Origin of the sequence: Pseudomonas sp. CH235, assembly GCF_004368175.1 — a bacterium.
In the GTDB taxonomy this organism is placed as follows: domain Bacteria; phylum Pseudomonadota; class Gammaproteobacteria; order Pseudomonadales; family Pseudomonadaceae; genus Aquipseudomonas; species Aquipseudomonas paraglycinae.
Genome location: NZ_RRZJ01000003.1, coordinates 82,519 through 98,082 on the forward strand (window position 1 = coordinate 82,519; position 15,564 = coordinate 98,082).

The 15,564-nt window shown below is 60.4% G+C and carries 16 protein-coding genes; 3 read left to right on the top strand and 13 right to left on the bottom strand.

Annotation, left to right across the window (positions count from 1 at the left end):
* Nucleotides 1–77: 77 nt before the first annotated feature.
* The 5 genes from EIY71_RS04330 to ccoG form a co-directional block, all read right to left on the bottom strand.
* Nucleotides 78–761: a sulfite exporter TauE/SafE family protein gene (locus EIY71_RS04330; RefSeq protein ID WP_134020629.1), complete on the bottom strand. Its 684-nt coding sequence runs from the start codon at nucleotides 759–761 to the stop codon at nucleotides 78–80.
* The gene (gene ccoS / locus EIY71_RS04335; RefSeq protein ID WP_007951659.1) at nucleotides 754–966 is read right to left on the bottom strand and encodes a cbb3-type cytochrome oxidase assembly protein CcoS; all 213 of its coding nucleotides are present in this window, start codon (nucleotides 964–966) and stop codon (nucleotides 754–756) included. The genes EIY71_RS04330 and ccoS overlap by 8 nt, the downstream gene beginning before the upstream one ends.
* A gap of 22 nt (nucleotides 967–988) precedes the next feature.
* Complete coding sequence (locus EIY71_RS04340) at nucleotides 989–3,439, bottom strand: heavy metal translocating P-type ATPase (protein ID WP_134020632.1); 2,451 nt, start codon at nucleotides 3,437–3,439, stop codon at nucleotides 989–991.
* Between the two features lie 213 nt (nucleotides 3,440–3,652).
* A complete protein-coding gene (locus EIY71_RS04345; RefSeq protein ID WP_007951661.1) occupies nucleotides 3,653–4,192 on the bottom strand; it encodes a FixH family protein in 540 nt (179 codons plus the stop codon).
* Between the two features lie 11 nt (nucleotides 4,193–4,203).
* The gene (ccoG, locus tag EIY71_RS04350) at nucleotides 4,204–5,619 is read right to left on the bottom strand and encodes a cytochrome c oxidase accessory protein CcoG (RefSeq protein ID WP_085747882.1); all 1,416 of its coding nucleotides are present in this window, start codon (nucleotides 5,617–5,619) and stop codon (nucleotides 4,204–4,206) included.
* 541 nt (nucleotides 5,620–6,160) lie between these two features.
* On the opposite strand from ccoG, the gene EIY71_RS04355 reads away from it, so the two are divergent.
* Together EIY71_RS04355 and EIY71_RS04360 are read left to right on the top strand one after the other, a co-directional pair.
* Entirely contained in the window at nucleotides 6,161–7,156 is a 996-nt protein-coding gene (locus tag EIY71_RS04355; protein WP_134020635.1) for a metallophosphoesterase, read from the top strand.
* 68 nt (nucleotides 7,157–7,224) lie between these two features.
* Complete coding sequence (locus EIY71_RS04360) at nucleotides 7,225–7,482, top strand: hypothetical protein (protein ID WP_085747881.1); 258 nt, start codon at nucleotides 7,225–7,227, stop codon at nucleotides 7,480–7,482.
* A gap of 75 nt (nucleotides 7,483–7,557) precedes the next feature.
* Here EIY71_RS04360 and ccoP (EIY71_RS04365) read toward each other — a convergent pair whose 3' ends face one another.
* The 8 genes from ccoP (EIY71_RS04365) to ccoN (EIY71_RS04400) all read right to left on the bottom strand — a co-directional run bounded on the left by ccoP (EIY71_RS04365) (nucleotide 7,558) and on the right by ccoN (EIY71_RS04400) (nucleotide 14,479).
* Complete coding sequence (gene ccoP / locus EIY71_RS04365) at nucleotides 7,558–8,541, bottom strand: cytochrome-c oxidase, cbb3-type subunit III (protein ID WP_039770046.1); 984 nt, start codon at nucleotides 8,539–8,541, stop codon at nucleotides 7,558–7,560.
* A complete protein-coding gene (locus EIY71_RS04370; RefSeq protein ID WP_003175465.1) occupies nucleotides 8,538–8,723 on the bottom strand; it encodes a CcoQ/FixQ family Cbb3-type cytochrome c oxidase assembly chaperone in 186 nt (61 codons plus the stop codon). The genes ccoP (EIY71_RS04365) and EIY71_RS04370 overlap by 4 nt, the downstream gene beginning before the upstream one ends.
* A gap of 5 nt (nucleotides 8,724–8,728) precedes the next feature.
* Nucleotides 8,729–9,337, bottom strand: coding sequence for a cytochrome-c oxidase, cbb3-type subunit II (gene ccoO, locus EIY71_RS04375; protein WP_011333287.1), 609 nt, complete (start codon nucleotides 9,335–9,337; stop codon nucleotides 8,729–8,731).
* A complete protein-coding gene (gene ccoN / locus EIY71_RS04380) occupies nucleotides 9,337–10,779 on the bottom strand; it encodes a cytochrome-c oxidase, cbb3-type subunit I (protein WP_134020637.1) in 1,443 nt (480 codons plus the stop codon). Before ccoN (EIY71_RS04380) ends, ccoO (EIY71_RS04375) begins: the two co-directional genes overlap by 1 nt.
* A gap of 500 nt (nucleotides 10,780–11,279) precedes the next feature.
* Nucleotides 11,280–12,236 carry a cytochrome-c oxidase, cbb3-type subunit III gene (gene ccoP, locus EIY71_RS04385; protein ID WP_134020640.1) on the bottom strand — a complete coding sequence of 319 codons (957 nt, stop codon included), beginning with the start codon at nucleotides 12,234–12,236 and terminating at the stop codon, nucleotides 11,280–11,282.
* Nucleotides 12,233–12,430: a cbb3-type cytochrome c oxidase subunit 3 gene (locus EIY71_RS04390; RefSeq protein ID WP_011333290.1), complete on the bottom strand. Its 198-nt coding sequence runs from the start codon at nucleotides 12,428–12,430 to the stop codon at nucleotides 12,233–12,235. Before EIY71_RS04390 ends, ccoP (EIY71_RS04385) begins: the two co-directional genes overlap by 4 nt.
* Before the next feature lie 5 nt (nucleotides 12,431–12,435).
* Complete coding sequence (gene ccoO / locus EIY71_RS04395; RefSeq protein ID WP_039770055.1) at nucleotides 12,436–13,044, bottom strand: cytochrome-c oxidase, cbb3-type subunit II; 609 nt, start codon at nucleotides 13,042–13,044, stop codon at nucleotides 12,436–12,438.
* Between the two features lie 10 nt (nucleotides 13,045–13,054).
* Entirely contained in the window at nucleotides 13,055–14,479 is a 1,425-nt protein-coding gene (gene ccoN / locus EIY71_RS04400) for a cytochrome-c oxidase, cbb3-type subunit I (protein ID WP_102717704.1), read from the bottom strand.
* 86 nt (nucleotides 14,480–14,565) lie between these two features.
* On the opposite strand from ccoN (EIY71_RS04400), the gene EIY71_RS04405 reads away from it, so the two are divergent.
* Entirely contained in the window at nucleotides 14,566–15,243 is a 678-nt protein-coding gene (locus EIY71_RS04405; RefSeq protein ID WP_134020643.1) for an alpha/beta family hydrolase, read from the top strand.
* Nucleotides 15,244–15,564: the final 321 nt, after the last annotated feature.

Genomic DNA, 15,564 nt, shown 5'->3' on the forward strand with positions numbered 1-15,564 from the left:
CATTCCCCCGGATAGGCTGGCAGTGTGCCAAGTCTAGGGGAGGGCGCGAAAAGGCATCTTGATTTGCATCAACGGGATCAGTGGCCCATCAGCCAGTGCTGGTGCGGCCCCGGCAGAGTCCAGATGCCGAACAGGATCACCAGCAGGCCGCCGACCATGCGCACGCTGCGTTTGCGCAACAACGCGGTCACTCGTTCGGCGGCGAGGCCGGTCGCCAGCAACACCGGCCAGGTACCGAGCCCGAAGGCGAGCATCAGCAACGCGCTGTCCAGCGCATTGCCCTGACTGGCCGACCACAGCAACGTGCTGTAAACCAGCCCGCACGGCAGCCAGCCCCACAGCGCGCCGAGCAGCAAGGCCCGGGACAGGCTCGACACCGGCAGCAGGCGATTGGCGACTGGCTGAATGTAACGCCACAGTCCACGACCCAGGCTCTCAATGCGGGTCAGGCCGCTCCACCAGCCCGCCAGGTACAAGCCCATGGCGATCAGCAGCAACCCGGCCAGAACTCGCATAAACAGCGCAGCAGGACTGTTGGCCACGGCCCATCCCGCTAGCCCGATCAGCAATCCGGCCGTGGCATAACTGAGGATTCGCCCAAGGTTATAGGCCAGCAGCAATCGAAAGCGTCGGCTGCGTTGCTCCTTGGGAATCGCCAGGGTCAGCGCGCCCATCAGGCCGCCGCACATGCCCAGGCAATGCCCGCCGCCGAGCAGGCCGAGAATCAACGCAGACACCAGCAGTGGCGCCAGTTCAAGCATGGGGTGGCGCCTTGTCGTCCGGTTTGGCCGGGTTGGCTTCGTCCACGGCGGCGGTGTGGTTCGGGTCCTGGTCGTCGAACAGGATACTGTGGGCCGGACCGTCGAGGTCGTCGTACTGGCCGCTGTCCACCGCCCAGAAGAAGATGTAGACGGCGATGGCCACGATCAGCAGCGCGGCCGGAATCATCACGTAGAGAGCTGGCATCTGTACTCCATGCCCGCGCGGCTCAGGCCGGCAGCGGGCGGGTTTCTGACGTGGCGCTGACGGCCGGCGCACTCGGCAGGCGAGTCAGGCGCAGGGCGTTGAGCACCACGGTCAGCGAACTGATCGACATGCCGACGGCGGCCCATACCGGAGTGATCCAGCCGAGGGCGGCGAACGGCAACATGAGGCCATTGTACAGCGCGGCCCACAACAGGTTCTCGATGATCACCCGACGGGTGCGGCGGGCCAGTGTGAAGGCTTGTACCAAGGCGTCGAGGCGGTTGGACAGCAGCACCGCGTCGGCACTGGTTTTCGCCAGATCGGTAGCCGAGCCCATGGCCACGCTGATGTCCGCAGCGGCCAGCACCGGCACGTCGTTGACCCCATCGCCGAGCATCAACACCTTGCGGCCGTCCCTGTGCAGTTGTTGCAGCACTTGCAGCTTGTCGTCCGGGCGCAAGCCGCCACGGGCCTCGTCGATACCCAGTTCGTCGGCGACACTGGCGACCATCGGCGAACTGTCGCCCGACAGCAGCAGTGTGCGCCAGCCGCGCGCCTTGCAGGCGGCGAGCAGGGCCGGAGCGTCGTCGCGCAGACGGTCGTCGAGGGCGAACCAGGCCAGCGGTCCCTGGAGGTCACCGAGCAGCAGCCATTGCCCCGGCTCCTTCGGCATCGACGGCACAGGCGCGGCGCTGAGATCGCAGACAAAATCCGCCTGACCGATGCGCAAACGTTGTTCGCCGACCAATCCTTCAAGCCCCAGGCCCGGCGTGCTGTGGACATCTTCGGCAGCCAGCGGTGCGCGACCGAAGGCGCGGGCGATCGGGTGTTCGGAACGGTTCTCCAGAGCCGCGGCGAGGCTCAGGCATTGATCGCTGTCGAGGGCGCCAAGCGGGCGGATCGAACGCAGCACCAACCGGCCTTCGGTGAGGGTGCCGGTCTTGTCGAAGATCACCGTGTCGATCTGGTTCAGGCCTTCCAGCACATGACCGCGGGTCAGCAGCAGGCCGAGTTTATGCAGGGTGCCGGTGGCGGCGGTGAGGGCGGTCGGCGTCGCCAGCGACAGCGCGCACGGGCAGGTTGCAACCAGCATCGCGAGGACGATCCAGAACGCTCGCGACGAATCCAGCTCCCACCACAGCAGGCCGATGGCGGCGGCTGCGATCAACGACAACAACAGGAACCATTGCGCGGCGCGGTCGGCGATTTCCGCCAGCCGTGGTTTTTCCGCCTGGGCGCGATCCAGCAGGCGAACAATGGCCGAGAGTCGCGTGTCCTGGCCGAGCGCCTGCACCTCGACGGTCAGCGCGCCTTCCACGTTCAGCGTGCCGGCGGTGACGGCATCGCCCTTGGTACGCGGCTGCGGCAGGTATTCGCCGGTCAGCACCGATTCGTCGATGCTCGATTGACCGTCGAGAATCTTGCCGTCCGCCGGCAGCACAGAACCCGGTTGCACCAGCACGCGATCACCGAGGCGCAGTTCGCTGAGCAGGATGCGTTCGCTCTGGCCGGCGTCGTCGAGGCGCAGGCACGAGGCGGGCAACAGATTGACCAGTTGTGCGGTGGCAGCGGCGGTGCGCTCGCGGGCGCGACGTTCGAGGTAGCGCCCGGCGAGCAGGAACAGGGCGAACATGCCTACCGCGTCGAAGTACAGCTCGCCGACCCCGGTGATCGAAGTCCAGATCCCGGCAACATACGCCGCGCCGATCGCCAGTGATACCGAGACGTCCATGGTCAGGTGACGGGTGCGCAGGTCGCGCATGGCCCCTTTGAAAAACGGCGCGCAGCTGTAGAACACGATCGGCGTGGTGAGGAACAGCGCGACCCAGCGCAGGATCGTGTGCAGTTCCGGGCTGAGGTCGATGTTGAATTCCGGCCAGGTCGCCATGGTCGCCATCATCGCCTGAAACCACAGCAGCCCGGCGACCCCGAGTTGGCGCAGGGCAAGGCGGTTTTCGCTGGCCAGTTGTTCGCTGGCGCGGTCGGCCTGATACGGGTGTGCGGCGTAGCCGATGTGGCGCAGTTCGCCGAGGATCTGGCTCAGCGGCAACTGAGTGTCTGCCCAGCGCACATGCAGGCGATGGTTGGACAGGTTCAGCCGCGCCTCGGCCACAGCGGGCAGGGTGCGCAGGTGTTTCTCGATCAGCCAGCCGCAGGCGGCGCAACTGATGCCTTCCATCAGCAACGTGGTTTCGGCCAGTTCACCTTCGTGGCGCACGAACGGTTGCTGCACGTCGGCGCGGTCGTACAGCTCAAGTTCATCGACCAGTTGCACCGGCAGCGCTTCGGGGTTGGCCGAAGCTTCGCTGCGATGCTGGTAATAACTTTCCAGGCCGCCGGCGACGATGGCTTCGGCCACGGCCTGGCAGCCGGGGCAGCAGAACTCGCGGGACTCCCCGAGCACGACGGCGGTGAAGCGGCTGCCGGCCGGGACGGGCAGGGCGCAGTGGTAGCAGGGGATTGGAATGGTCATGGCATTGTCGAGGGAATAAACCCTTGGAATCGAGTGGTCCGCTTGCCCTCACCCCAGCCCTCTCCCGGAGGGAGAGGGGGCCGATCGGTGGTGGCCGGATTAATGGGTTCAGTCAGCGACATCGTCACTGGCATACATGGCGCGTGCAAGCGTCCGAGATCAGTTCCCTCTCCAGGGGGAGAGGGCCAGGGTGAGGGGGCACTTGCAGGCTGCTTACTTCTTCAAATCCTCAGCGCCTTGAAGCGGCTCATCCCCCAGCAACAAATCCTTGTCATGGCTGACCAGCTCTTCTTCGAACATCCGCCAAACGTGATCGTCCTGAGTGCCCAGCAATTCAACAAAACGCCGACCTTCGATCTTGTCGCTCAACTGGCCGATGTAACGACCCGTTTCAGTCTCGCTGCGGGCCAGGACGATCTTGCGATCCTTCTCCGGCTGGGTCGGCGAGATCAGGTTCAGTTCCAGGGTTTTCGGCTGGCTGTCGCCGCTCAGGCGCAGGTCGACTTCGCCGGTCACATCATCCAGATGCACGGCAGCGCGCATCTTCAGGGTCTGGGCCAGCAGTTCGCGATCCAGCGAACGGTTGATGCCTTTGCCGGCCTCGTAGTAGTTGTCGTTGACCAGGTTGTCCGGGTTGTTCACCGCGATGGTCACCATGGACAGCGTCAGGGTCACCGAACAGGCCAGAATCCCGATGATGATCCATGGCCAAAGGTGCTTGTACCAGGGACTTGCGGCGTTTGCTGCGGGCATGTTCAGTTCTCTCAACGATTTTGTGGGCCGATGAAACGGCTCTTGGCTTCTACGTGGACGCTGTCGTCATCGGCATCCTTGAGGATGAATTTCACCTCGTTGGTGCTCGATGGCAATTGTTCAGGCGCGCTCGACAGCTCGACCGGCATGCTGAAGATTTCTCCGGCAGGCACCTTGATCTCGCGCTTGCCTTGCAGGCGCAGATCCGGCAATCCGGCGGCTTCCAGCACGTAGGTGTGGTCGCGCTGATCCTTGTTCATGATCTTCAGGCTATAGACGTTTTCGATCCGGCCTTCAGCGTTTTCACGGTACAGCACGCGGTCCTTGCTGACGTCGAAACCCACTAGCGAACGCATGAAGAAGGCTGTCACTAACAGGCTGATCATCGCCAGCAGCACCACGGCATAACCGATCAGGCGCGGCCGCAGTTTATGGGTTTTCTGCCCGGACAAGTTGTGCTCGGTGGTGTAGCTGATCAGCCCGCGCGGGTAATCCATCTTGTCCATGATGCTGTCGCAGGCGTCGATGCACGCGGCGCAACCGATGCATTCGATCTGCAGGCCGTCGCGAATGTCGATGCCGGTCGGGCAGACCTGGACGCACATGGTGCAATCAATGCAGTCGCCCAGGCCTTGGGCCTTGTAGTCGACGCCTTTCTTGCGCGGGCCACGGCTTTCACCGCGACGCGGGTCGTAGGAAACGATCAGGGTGTCCTTGTCGAACATCACGCTTTGAAAGCGCGCATACGGACACATGTAGATGCACACCTGCTCGCGCAGCCAGCCGGCGTTGCCGTACGTGGCGAGGGTGAAGAAACCGACCCAGAAATACGACCAGCCATCGGCTTGCCCGGTGAAGAACTCGAAGACCAGTTCGCGGATCGGCGAGAAGTAGCCGACGAAGGTCATGCCGGTGACGAAACCGATCAACAGCCACAACGCATGCTTGGCGAATTTACGCAGAAACTTGTTGGCGCTCATCGGCGCCTTGTCGAGTTTGATGCGCTGGTTGCGGTCGCCTTCGGTGACCTTCTCGCACCACATGAAAATCCACGTCCACACGCTTTGCGGGCAGGTGTACCCGCACCAGACCCGGCCGGCATACACGGTGATGAAGAACAGGCCGAACGCCGCAATGATCAACAGGCCCGAGAGCAGAATGAAGTCCTGCGGCCAGAACGTGGCGCCGAAAATGAAGAACTTGCGTTCCGGCAGGTTCCACCACACGGCCTGATGGCCGCCCCAGTTCAGCCAGACCGTACCGAAATACAGCAGGAACAAGGCAGCGCCGCCCATCATCCGCAGATTGCGGAACAGGCCGGTGAAAGCACGGGTGTAGATTTTTTCTCGAGAGGCGTAAAGGTCGACGCTGTTGTTCGCGTTCTTGTTGGGGGGCGTGACGTCGTGTACCGGAATCTGGTTGCTCATCATTGCATCCCACGGCAGTGGAAAAATGCCTCGGTCGATACGTGCCGGCCGGGGTCAAAAAGGGGTGTTGCAGTGGCCCAATGATACGCCTGTCATACCGACGAACGGGTGCGACCTTTGGTCGCGTTGGGGAAAAATCATGGATGGTGTAGCGAATGTAACAAAGCGTGATGCAGATCAATTGACTTGTTGAGTATGGACGGTTTTTTCCGGGTGGCGAGTCGAATCGTCCAACACGCCTGGGGGGCAGCCTTGGCTCAGGATGCCGTTTGCTTCAGGGGCATCCGGCGGAGTTATTGCAAGTCTCAAGCTGAAAAGCGCTGGAAGGTTTAACTTTTTATAGAGTCGATTGAATAGTTAAGTTGGGCTGTGTGTTGTGGGTATTAGTTGTTGCATGAAGTGTTTTGCTCGGGCTTGAAATATATGAAATCAATTGCTGGTTGTCGGGTATTTGAAATAAACATCGTTCTCGAATAGTTTGCGTCTGCGGCTGTTCGCAGATGAGTTTAACTATTATTTATATGAGCAAGGATTGAGCTGTATGTTTATCAAGGAAGTAACAAGGCTGGTGGCGTGTCTGTGTGTATTGTTTGCACCGTTCGCGCTGTCCAGTGAAATGATGCCGCGGCATATGGTTTGCGCATCGGATCCTCAGTACCCATGGACGGACAGAACGGATAGTGGCCAGGCAGAGTCGGATGAGGATTTTGAAAAGCGCGCCAAATGGCTCGTGGATAGCCAGTTTGCGAGCATTGTGGAGTTTCGCAGCAAAATGGGTGGTCAGGCTGAAGTGCCATTGATGATCAACGGCGATATCACGGCTTTCGGTCATCCTTATCAGATTTCATACATGAAGTCCGCGCTGAAAAAATACTTTGGCAGTGATTATTTATATGGATTGGGGAATCATGACTATCAGAATAACGTCGATGATTGTCTGGGTAATCGCTGCGCCGTAAACAGCGTCGTCGAATACCATGAACATCATGCTGGCAAGGTCGATGATTTTGATGTGCGTGTGACGGGTGGCGGATTTGGCAAACAGTATGATGGCAGTCTTGCCTACTCGAAGAATATCGGTCAGGTGCACCTTGTTCAGTTGAACAATGAGCCTACTTACGAAGTTCAACTCAAACATCCGTTGCACGACATGAAAATCAGCCAGTCCCTGGATTGGCTTGAGAAAGACTTGAGGGTTGCGTGGGCTCAGGGTTACGCAATCATCATCAATATGCACAAGCCCGATGACTGGGAGGGCGATGCGCAGCAGTGGCAGCGTTTTCAGGACATGATCGAAAAGTATGAGGTCACGGCCATTTTTGCCGGCCACTACCACACGCGGGGAGGCTCCAGAAAATGGTGGGGTAACGTCCCGGTTTTTCTCAGCGGCGGGACTTCCCAACAGACCTACCTGACGGCGAGCTTCACCGAGGATGGCAAGCAAATGCACGTCAACCTGGTCGAGAACAATGAGTGGCAAAAGCCGCGATTCGTGCACACGGTTCCGGTGAAATCCATCTGGGCCAGTCGCCCGTAAATAATTGCCTGGGCATCGCTTTTATTGGCGTTGCCCGGGACAGCTGACACTTTTCAAGGATGAAACGTATGAACAAAAGCAAGATCAAGGCACTCGGCATTACTCAGAAAGAAATCGATGCATTGGACGTCATTCTCAATAGCGCCATTCCGGGGGCTTCCCTGGCCGTCGCGTACCTGCAAGCGGCTTTGGGAACGATTGAGTCGGCTGAAGATGGAGAGGGCACGAAGCAGCCGGGTGGCCCGAACAGCAACCGGCCTGATGACGCTGGCAAGCAGCGCAAGCCCTCAGGCCTGGACAGTCTCGGTGGAGGCAACATTCTTTGAATCAGCACTGAGGTGAAACAAAACGGCCCCGCCAATTCTCATGGGCGGGGCCGTTTTTTGCTTCAAGCGTTGGCCTTACTGGGCCTCGGCTTCCGCTGGTTTTTCACCGTGGGACAGGCTGTAAACGTACGCCGCCAGCAGGTGAACCTTGTCGTTGCCTTGCAGTTGTTCCTGGGCAGGCATCTGGCCCTGACGGCCGTAACGGATGGTCTGCTGCAGTTGGGCGAAGCTCGAACCGTAGATGAATGCGGCCGGGTGGGTCAGGTCAGGTGCACCCATCGCTGGCGTACCTTTACCCGCCGGGCCGTGGCACGCCACGCAGTTGGCGGCGAACAGTTTCTGGCCGTTGGCCGGATCTGCCTTGGTGCCTTCCGGCAGCTTGCGGCCATCCAGATTGGTCAGCACGAATGCGGCTACATCGGCCACGCCTTGCTCGCCGATCACTTCTGCCCAGGCCGGCATCACCGCGTGACGACCGCCCATGATGGTGGTCTTGATGGTTTCCGGCTCGCCGCCCCAGCGCCAGTCGGCGTCGGTCAGGTTAGGGAAACCATAAGCGCCCTTGGCGTCGGAACCGTGGCAGACCGAGCAGTTGGAGGCGAACAGACGGCCACCCATCTTCAGGGCTTGCGGATCCTTCGCCACTTCTTCGATCGGCATGGCGGCGAACTTGGCGAAGATCGGACCGAACTTGGCGTCCGAGCGAGCCATTTCCTTTTCCCACTCGTGAACGCCGGTCCAGCCGGTCTGGCCGTTGGCGAACGCGGTCTGCTTCTCGGTATCGAGGTAGTTGTAACCCGGCAGCAGGCCTTTCCAGTTGCCCAGGCCCGGGTACAGCACCAGATAACCCAGAGCGAAGACGATGGTGCCCACGAACAGCATGAACCACCATTTCGGCAGCGGGTTGTCGTACTCCTCGATCCCGTCGAAGGAGTGGCCCACTGTCTCGTCCGTCTGTTCGCTGCGCTGGCCCTTGCGGGTCGACAGCAGCAGCCAGGTCAGGGAAAAGATCGTACCGAGACTGAGGACTGTGACGTACAGACTCCAGAATGTAGTCATTCTTTGTTACTCCTAGAAGCTTGCTCGACGTGCTTGATGGCTTCGGGATCATCCGCGAAGGGCAGCAAGGTCGCGTCTTCAAACTCCGACTTGCGCTTGGGGCTGAACACCCACAACGCCAGGCCGATGAAGGCAACCATCACGACAACGGTGCCCAGGCCTCGAATCATCCCGATATCCATCAGAATCACCGTTTGCTTTTGATGATGGTGCCCAGGCCTTGCAGATAGGCCACCAGCGCGTCCATTTCGGTTTTACCCTTCACGGCATCTCTTGCACCGGCGATGTCTTCGTCGGTGTAAGGGACGCCGAGCGTGCGCAACACTTCCATTTTCTTGGCCGTGTCTTTGCCGTCGAGCTTGTTTTCCACGAGGAACGGGTAAGCCGGCATTTTCGACTCAGGCACGACGTTGCGCGGGTTGTACAAGTGCGCACGCTGCCAGTCATCGGAGTAACGACCGCCGACACGGGCCAGGTCTGGGCCGGTACGTTTGGAACCCCACAGGAACGGGTGATCCCAGACGCTTTCACCGGCGACCGAGTAGTGGCCGTAGCGTTCGGTTTCGGCACGGAACGGACGGATCATCTGCGAGTGGCAGCCGACACAGCCGTTGGCGATGTAAACGTCGCGGCCTTCCAGTTCAAGGGCGGTGCGCGGCTTCATGCCTTCGACCGGCTTGTTGGTGACATCCTGGAAGAACAGCGGAACGATTTGGGTCAGGCCACCGACGCTGACGGCGATGACCATGAAGAAGGCCAGCAGGCCAATATTCTTCTCGACAGCTTCATGCTTCATCAGTGAGCTCCAACTACGGCGATCTTGGCGGCGGCTTCAGCTTCAGCCGGGTCCGAGGCGCGAACGGTGCGCCACACGTTGTAGGCCATCAGGAACATGCCGCTGGCGAAGAACGCACCGCCCAGGGCGCGAACGATGTAGCCAGGGTGGCTGGCCTGCAGCGCTTCGACGAACGAGTAGGTGAGGGTGCCGTCGTCGTTGATTGCACGCCACATCAGGCCCTGAGTGATGCCGTTGACCCACATCGAAGCGATGTACAGAACGGTACCGATGGTCGCGAGCCAGAAGTGCGCGTTGATCAGGCCGGTGCTGTGCATCTGCGCACGGCCGAACAGTTTCGGGACCATGTGGTAGATCGCGCCGATCGAGATCATCGCTACCCAGCCGAGCGCGCCGGCGTGTACGTGGCCGATGGTCCAGTCGGTGTAGTGCGACAGCGAGTTGACGGTCTTGATCGCCATCATCGGACCTTCGAAGGTCGACATGCCGTAGAACGCCAGCGATACCACGAGGAAGCGCAGGATCGGGTCGGTGCGCAGCTTATGCCAGGCGCCCGACAGGGTCATCATGCCGTTGATCATGCCGCCCCAGCTCGGTGCCAGCAGGATGATCGACATCGCCATGCCCAGCGACTGTGCCCAGTCCGGCAGTGCGGTGTAGTGCAGGTGGTGCGGGCCGGCCCAGATGTACAGGGTGATCAGTGCCCAGAAGTGCACGATCGACAGACGATAAGAGTAGATCGGACGTTCGGCCTGTTTCGGCACGAAGTAGTACATCATCCCCAGGAAGCCGGTGGTCAGGAAGAAGCCCACGGCGTTGTGGCCGTACCACCACTGGATCATCGCGTCGGTGGCGCCCGAGTAGGCCGAGTAGGACTTGAACAGGCTGACCGGCAACGACATGTGGTTGACGATGTGCAGCATCGCGGTCACCACGATGAACGCACCGTAGAACCAGTTGCCGACATAGATGTGCTTGGTCTTGCGCTTGGTGATGGTGCCGAAGAACACCAGACCGTAGGTGACCCAGACAATGGCCAGCAGAATGGCGAGGGGCCATTCCAGTTCCGCGTATTCCTTGGTGGTGGTGTAACCCAGCGGCAAGGTAATGATCGCGCCGACGATCACCGCTTGCCATCCCCAGAAGGTGAAGGCCGCGAGGCTGTCGGAAATCAGTCGCGTCTGGCAGGTTCGCTGCACGACATAGTAGGAAGTGGCAAACAGTGCACAACCACCGAAGGCGAAAATCACCAGGTTTGTGTGCAACGGGCGCAGGCGTCCAAAGCTCGTCCACGGCAGACCGAAATTCAACTCCGGCCAGACCAGTTGCGAGGCGATGAAGACACCAAGCCCCATGCCAAGGATCCCCCAGACCACCGTCATGATGGCGAACTGGCGGACTACCTTATAGTTATAAGCAGTCGGACTGATTGCTGTGCTCATTCTAAGGTTCCACGGTTTGGGTGTTTTATTAGGATTAAAATCGGCCGCAAGTATGTAGAAAGCAGGGGGTCAATGCAACGCGCCATGACCTGGGTCAATGCTTTCCAACGCTGATTCTGCGGCCTTTCCATGCGCCGCGTAAGGACAAAATTGCCCTCGGGCAAAATGTCGCAGCGGACGAAAAAAGCGAGGGGTCCCGGTCGGATGTAACGGGGTGTGTTCGAACGCTCGGTTCGGGTGACGGACGGTAATTGGCACGACAGCCGGTATCTACCGGCCTTTGCGGCCATGTCAGTCAGCTGATTCGTTCAACGCCTCGCTCGGGGTCGACCTGGAACCGGCACGGGCCAGTCCGCATCGAGCAAGCGTAGACCCGAATCCGGGTAACCGAAAGGAGAGGGGGTGAAGGGGTGCGACAAAAGGAAGCAGCTGCAAGCTGCAAGCTGCAAGCGACAAGACGAATCATGTCGCCTGCAGGATTGTATACATTGCTTGTGATTTTACTTGGAGCTTTCAGCTTGAAGCTTGTCGCTCAACTGCTCAGTATTTTTTGACAGACTGTATACGTAAGCGGCGAGCAGTTGCACTTTATCGTTGCCCAGCAGCTCGTTCTGAGCTGGCATGTGGCCTTGACGGCCATGGCGAATGGTCTGCTCGAGCTGGGTCAGGCTGGTGCCGTAGATGAAACCGGCCGGGTGCGTCAGGTTCGGTGCGCCCATGGCTTCGGTGCCCTGGCCGTTTGCCCCGTGACAGGCGGTGCAAGTTGTGCTGAACGCCTGCTGACCCGCTTGGAGATCAGCCTTGTTGTCCGCCTGCAGTGGCAGCCCCGCCAGTTCATGACGCACATAGGCGGCGACGTTTTTCACCCCAGCCTCGCCCAGCACTTCACCCCACGCCGGCATCGCCGCCATCCGGCCACCCATGATGGTGGTCTTGATGGTGTCGGCGCTACCGCCCCAACGCCAGTCCTTGTCGGCGAGGTTAGGGAAACCGAACGCGCCCTTGGCGTCCGAGCCGTGGCACACCGAGCAATTGGAGGCGAACAGACGGCCACCCATTTTCAGCGCCTGCGGATCCTTCGCCACTTCTTCCACCGGCATCGCGGCGAACTTGGCGAAGATCGGCCCGAATTTGGCGTCGGCCTTGCTCATTTCCTTTTCCCACTCGTGGACGCCGGTCCAGCCGTCCTCGTAGCCGGGCAGGATGCCTTTCCAGTTGCCCAGGCCCGGATAAAGGATCAGATAACCCACGGAAAACACCAGCGTGCCGGCGAACAGCATGAACCACCACTGCGGCAGCGGGTTGTCGTACTCCTCGATGCCGTCGAAGCTGTGGCCCATGGTCTGGTCGACGCTGCCCTTGGTTTCGCCCCGACGGGTGCCGACCAGCAGCCAGGTCAGGCCGATCAGGCTGCCGATGGTCAGTACGCAGATCCACGTACTCCAGAAGGTGGTCATGGCCGGGTACTCCTTGTTTCATTAACTTGGGTAGTGTCGGGTTGCGGCTCGTCGGCGAACGGCAGCAGGCGTGCTTCGGCGAATTCCGGCGTGCGCTTGCGGTTGAACACCCACAGGGTCAGGCCGACGAAGGCCACGAACACCACGACCGTGCCGAGGCCGCGAATCAGCCCCGCGCTCATTTCAAAGGCCATCTCGATCACCTCTTGCTCTTGATCGCAGTGCCGAGCACTTGCAGGTAGGAGACGAGGGCGTCCATTTCGGTCTTGCCCTTGAGGCTGGCCACCGCGCCGCTGATGTCGTCGTCGGTGTAGGGCACGCCGAGGGTGCGCATGGTCTTGAGCTTGGTTTCGGTGTGGCTGCTGTCGACCGGTTGGGTGACCAGCCATGGGTAGGCCGGCATTTTCGATTCCGGTACAACGTTGCGCGGGTTGTACAAGTGCGCGCGGTGCCAGTCATCCGAGTAGCGCGCGCCAACCCGGGCCAGGTCCGGACCGGTACGCTTGGAACCCCACAGGAACGGGTGATCCCACACGCTTTCACCGGCCACCGAGTAGTGCCCGTAGCGTTCGGTTTCGGCGCGGAACGGACGGATCATCTGCGAGTGGCAGCCGACGCAGCCTTCGCGGATGTAGATGTCGCGGCCTTCCAGTTGCAGCGCGGTGTAGGGCTTCATGCCTTCCACCGGTTTGTTGGTCACGTCCTGGAAGAACAGCGGGACGATCTGGGTCAGGCCGCCGATGCTCACGGCGAACACCATCAGCAGCATCAGCAGGCCGACGTTCTTTTCAATCGTTTCGTGTTTCATGGCGGACTCCTCAGGCCATCTGCGCGGCAGCAACGACGTCAGCAGGCTGCGAGGCCCGCACGGTGCGCCAGGTGTTGTAAGCCATCAGGAACATGCCGCTGAGGAAGATCGCCCCGCCAATCAGCCGCACGACGAAGCCAGGGTGGCTGGCCACCAGGGTTTCGACGAAGGAGTAGGTCAGCGTGCCGTCCTCGTTCACCGCACGCCACATCAGGCCCTGGGCGATGCCGTTGACCCACATCGAGGCGATGTAGAGCACGGTGCCGATGGTCGCGAGCCAGAAGTGCGCATTGATCAGGCCGATGCTGTGCATCTGCTCTTTGCCGAAGACTTTCGGGATCATGTGATACAGCGCGCCGATGGAAATCATCGCCACCCAGCCGAGTGCGCCGGCGTGTACGTGGCCGATGGTCCAGTCGGTGTAGTGGGAGAGGGCGTTGACGGTTTTGATCGCCATCATCGGACCTTCGAAGGTCGACATGCCGTAGAACGCCAGCGACACCACCAGGAAGCGCAGGATCGGATCGCTGCGCAACTTATGCCAGGCGCCCGAGAGGGTCATCATGCCGTTGATCATGCCGCCCCAGCTCGGGGCCAGCAGTACGAGCGACATCACCATGCCCAGCGACTGCGCCCAGTCCGGCAGCGCGGTGTAGTGCAAGTGGTGCGGGCCGGCCCAGATGTACAAGGTGATCAGCGCCCAGAAGTGCACGATCGACAGGCGATACGAATACACCGGACGTTCGGCCTGTTTCGGCACGAAGTAGTACATCATCCCGAGGAAGCCGGCGGTGAGGAAAAAGCCTACGGCGTTGTGGCCGTACCACCATTGCACCATCGCGTCGGTCGCACCGGCGTACACCGAGTAGGACTTGGTGAAACTCACCGGCAACTCAAGGTTGTTGACGATGTGCAGAATCGCCACGGTGATGATGAACGCGCCGAAGAACCAGTTGCCCACATAAATGTGTTTGGTCTTGCGCTGCATGATCGTGCCGAAGAACACGATGGCGTAGGCGACCCAGACGATGGTGATCAGAATGTCGATCGGCCATTCCAGCTCGGCATATTCCTTGGAGCTGGTGTAACCCAGTGGCAGGCTGATGGCTGCCAGCAGGATCACCAGTTGCCAGCCCCAGAAGCAGAACGCGGCGACTTTCGGCGCAAACAGCTGGGTCTGGCAGGTGCGCTGCACCGAGTAGAACGAACTGGCGAACAAGGCACAGCCGCCGAACGCGAAGATCACCGCGTTGGTGTGCAGCGGGCGCAGGCGTCCGAAGCTGGTCCACGGCAGGTTGAAGTTGAGTTCGGGCCAGACCAATTGAGCCGCGAGAAAAACCCCGAGCCCCATGCCGACGATGCCCCACACCACCGTCATAATGGCGAATTGGCGGACCACCTTGTAGTTGTAGGCGGTACTGATAGAAGTGTTCATGGTTCCCCATCCACGGTTCAGCCGAAGTGAGCGCCAACAGCGCGTCCTTCGCCTGGAGTTATAGGCAGACTAAAAGCGAGGCAAGCATGGACAAACAGCACAAGGCCAGTATTGACGGGGATCAATGGGCACAGTGTGTGCGGGATCGTGGGTGGCTGTGGGATGGCGCTGTTGGTGAGGCTTCGGCGACGCTCATTCTCGCGCATGGGGCGGGGGCGCCGATGGATAGCGACTGGATGAACGATATGGCTGGGCGCCTTGCCGGGCTGGGCGTGAACGTGTTGCGGTTTGAGTTTCCTTATATGGCGCAGCGGCGGGTTGATGGGGTTAAGCGACCGCCGAATCCTGCGGGGAAATTGCAGGAGTGCTGGCGTGAGGTTTTCGCTGAAGTGCGACGTCATGTCGCTGGGGTTTTGGCGGTTGGCGGGAAGTCGATGGGGGGGCGGATGGCGAGTTTGCTTGCCGATGAGCTTGGCGTTGATGCGTTGGTTTGTCTGGGCTATCCGTTTTATGCGGTTGGGAAACCGGAGAAACCACGGGTCGAACATCTCGCTGGGTTGAAGACTCGGACGTTGATTGTTCAGGGGGAGCGAGATGCGCTGGGGAATCGCGAAGCGGTCGAAGGTTATTCGTTATCGCCGGAAATTGAAGTGTTTTGGCTGGCGGCGGGGGATCATGATTTGAAGCCGCTCAAGGTGTCCGGGTTTACGCATGAGCAGCATTTGGCTTCGGCTGCGGAGAAGGTTGCCGGGTTTCTTCGTTGAGGTTTGGTTGGGGGTGTATATCCGTTGCTGCGGTTATGGCTGCTTAGGGTTCCGCCCTTACGGCGGGTCACTTTTGGCAAACGCCCCAAAAGTAACCAAAAGGTCTAGGCCCCGGCGTTCGGCCCCTCGCTGAGGCTCGGGGTTCCTTCGTTCCGGGATTCGTCCGGGGGGCATCGCCTACGGTTTGCTTCGCTGCACCTCCTCTCGATGTGTTTGGCTTCGCCAAACGGTCGCTGCGCTCCCACCCCCGGACGAATCCCTCCACTCAGCCTGCCGAAGGGGCCCGAAGATCAAAAGCTTTACTCGAGCTAACGCTCATCG

Coding starts and splice junctions, on each gene's coding strand:
- ccoN (WP_102717704.1), bottom strand. CDS start 14,479: ATGAACACTTCTATCAGTACCGCCTACAACTACAAGGTGGTCCGCCAA.
- EIY71_RS04405 (WP_134020643.1), top strand. CDS start 14,566: ATGGACAAACAGCACAAGGCCAGTATTGACGGGGATCAATGGGCACAG.
- ccoG (WP_085747882.1), bottom strand. CDS start 5,619: ATGAGCAACCAGATTCCGGTACACGACGTCACGCCCCCCAACAAGAAC.
- ccoN (WP_134020637.1), bottom strand. CDS start 10,779: ATGAGCACAGCAATCAGTCCGACTGCTTATAACTATAAGGTAGTCCGC.
- EIY71_RS04370 (WP_003175465.1), bottom strand. CDS start 8,723: ATGGATATCGGGATGATTCGAGGCCTGGGCACCGTTGTCGTGATGGTT.
- EIY71_RS04340 (WP_134020632.1), bottom strand. CDS start 3,439: ATGACCATTCCAATCCCCTGCTACCACTGCGCCCTGCCCGTCCCGGCC.
- ccoO (WP_039770055.1), bottom strand. CDS start 13,044: ATGAAACACGAAACGATTGAAAAGAACGTCGGCCTGCTGATGCTGCTG.
- ccoP (WP_039770046.1), bottom strand. CDS start 8,541: ATGACTACATTCTGGAGTCTGTACGTCACAGTCCTCAGTCTCGGTACG.
- EIY71_RS04390 (WP_011333290.1), bottom strand. CDS start 12,430: ATGGCCTTTGAAATGAGCGCGGGGCTGATTCGCGGCCTCGGCACGGTC.
- ccoO (WP_011333287.1), bottom strand. CDS start 9,337: ATGAAGCATGAAGCTGTCGAGAAGAATATTGGCCTGCTGGCCTTCTTC.
- ccoP (WP_134020640.1), bottom strand. CDS start 12,236: ATGACCACCTTCTGGAGTACGTGGATCTGCGTACTGACCATCGGCAGC.
- EIY71_RS04355 (WP_134020635.1), top strand. CDS start 6,161: ATGTTTATCAAGGAAGTAACAAGGCTGGTGGCGTGTCTGTGTGTATTG.
- EIY71_RS04330 (WP_134020629.1), bottom strand. CDS start 761: ATGCTTGAACTGGCGCCACTGCTGGTGTCTGCGTTGATTCTCGGCCTG.
- EIY71_RS04345 (WP_007951661.1), bottom strand. CDS start 4,192: ATGCCCGCAGCAAACGCCGCAAGTCCCTGGTACAAGCACCTTTGGCCA.
- EIY71_RS04360 (WP_085747881.1), top strand. CDS start 7,225: ATGAACAAAAGCAAGATCAAGGCACTCGGCATTACTCAGAAAGAAATC.
- ccoS (WP_007951659.1), bottom strand. CDS start 966: ATGCCAGCTCTCTACGTGATGATTCCGGCCGCGCTGCTGATCGTGGCC.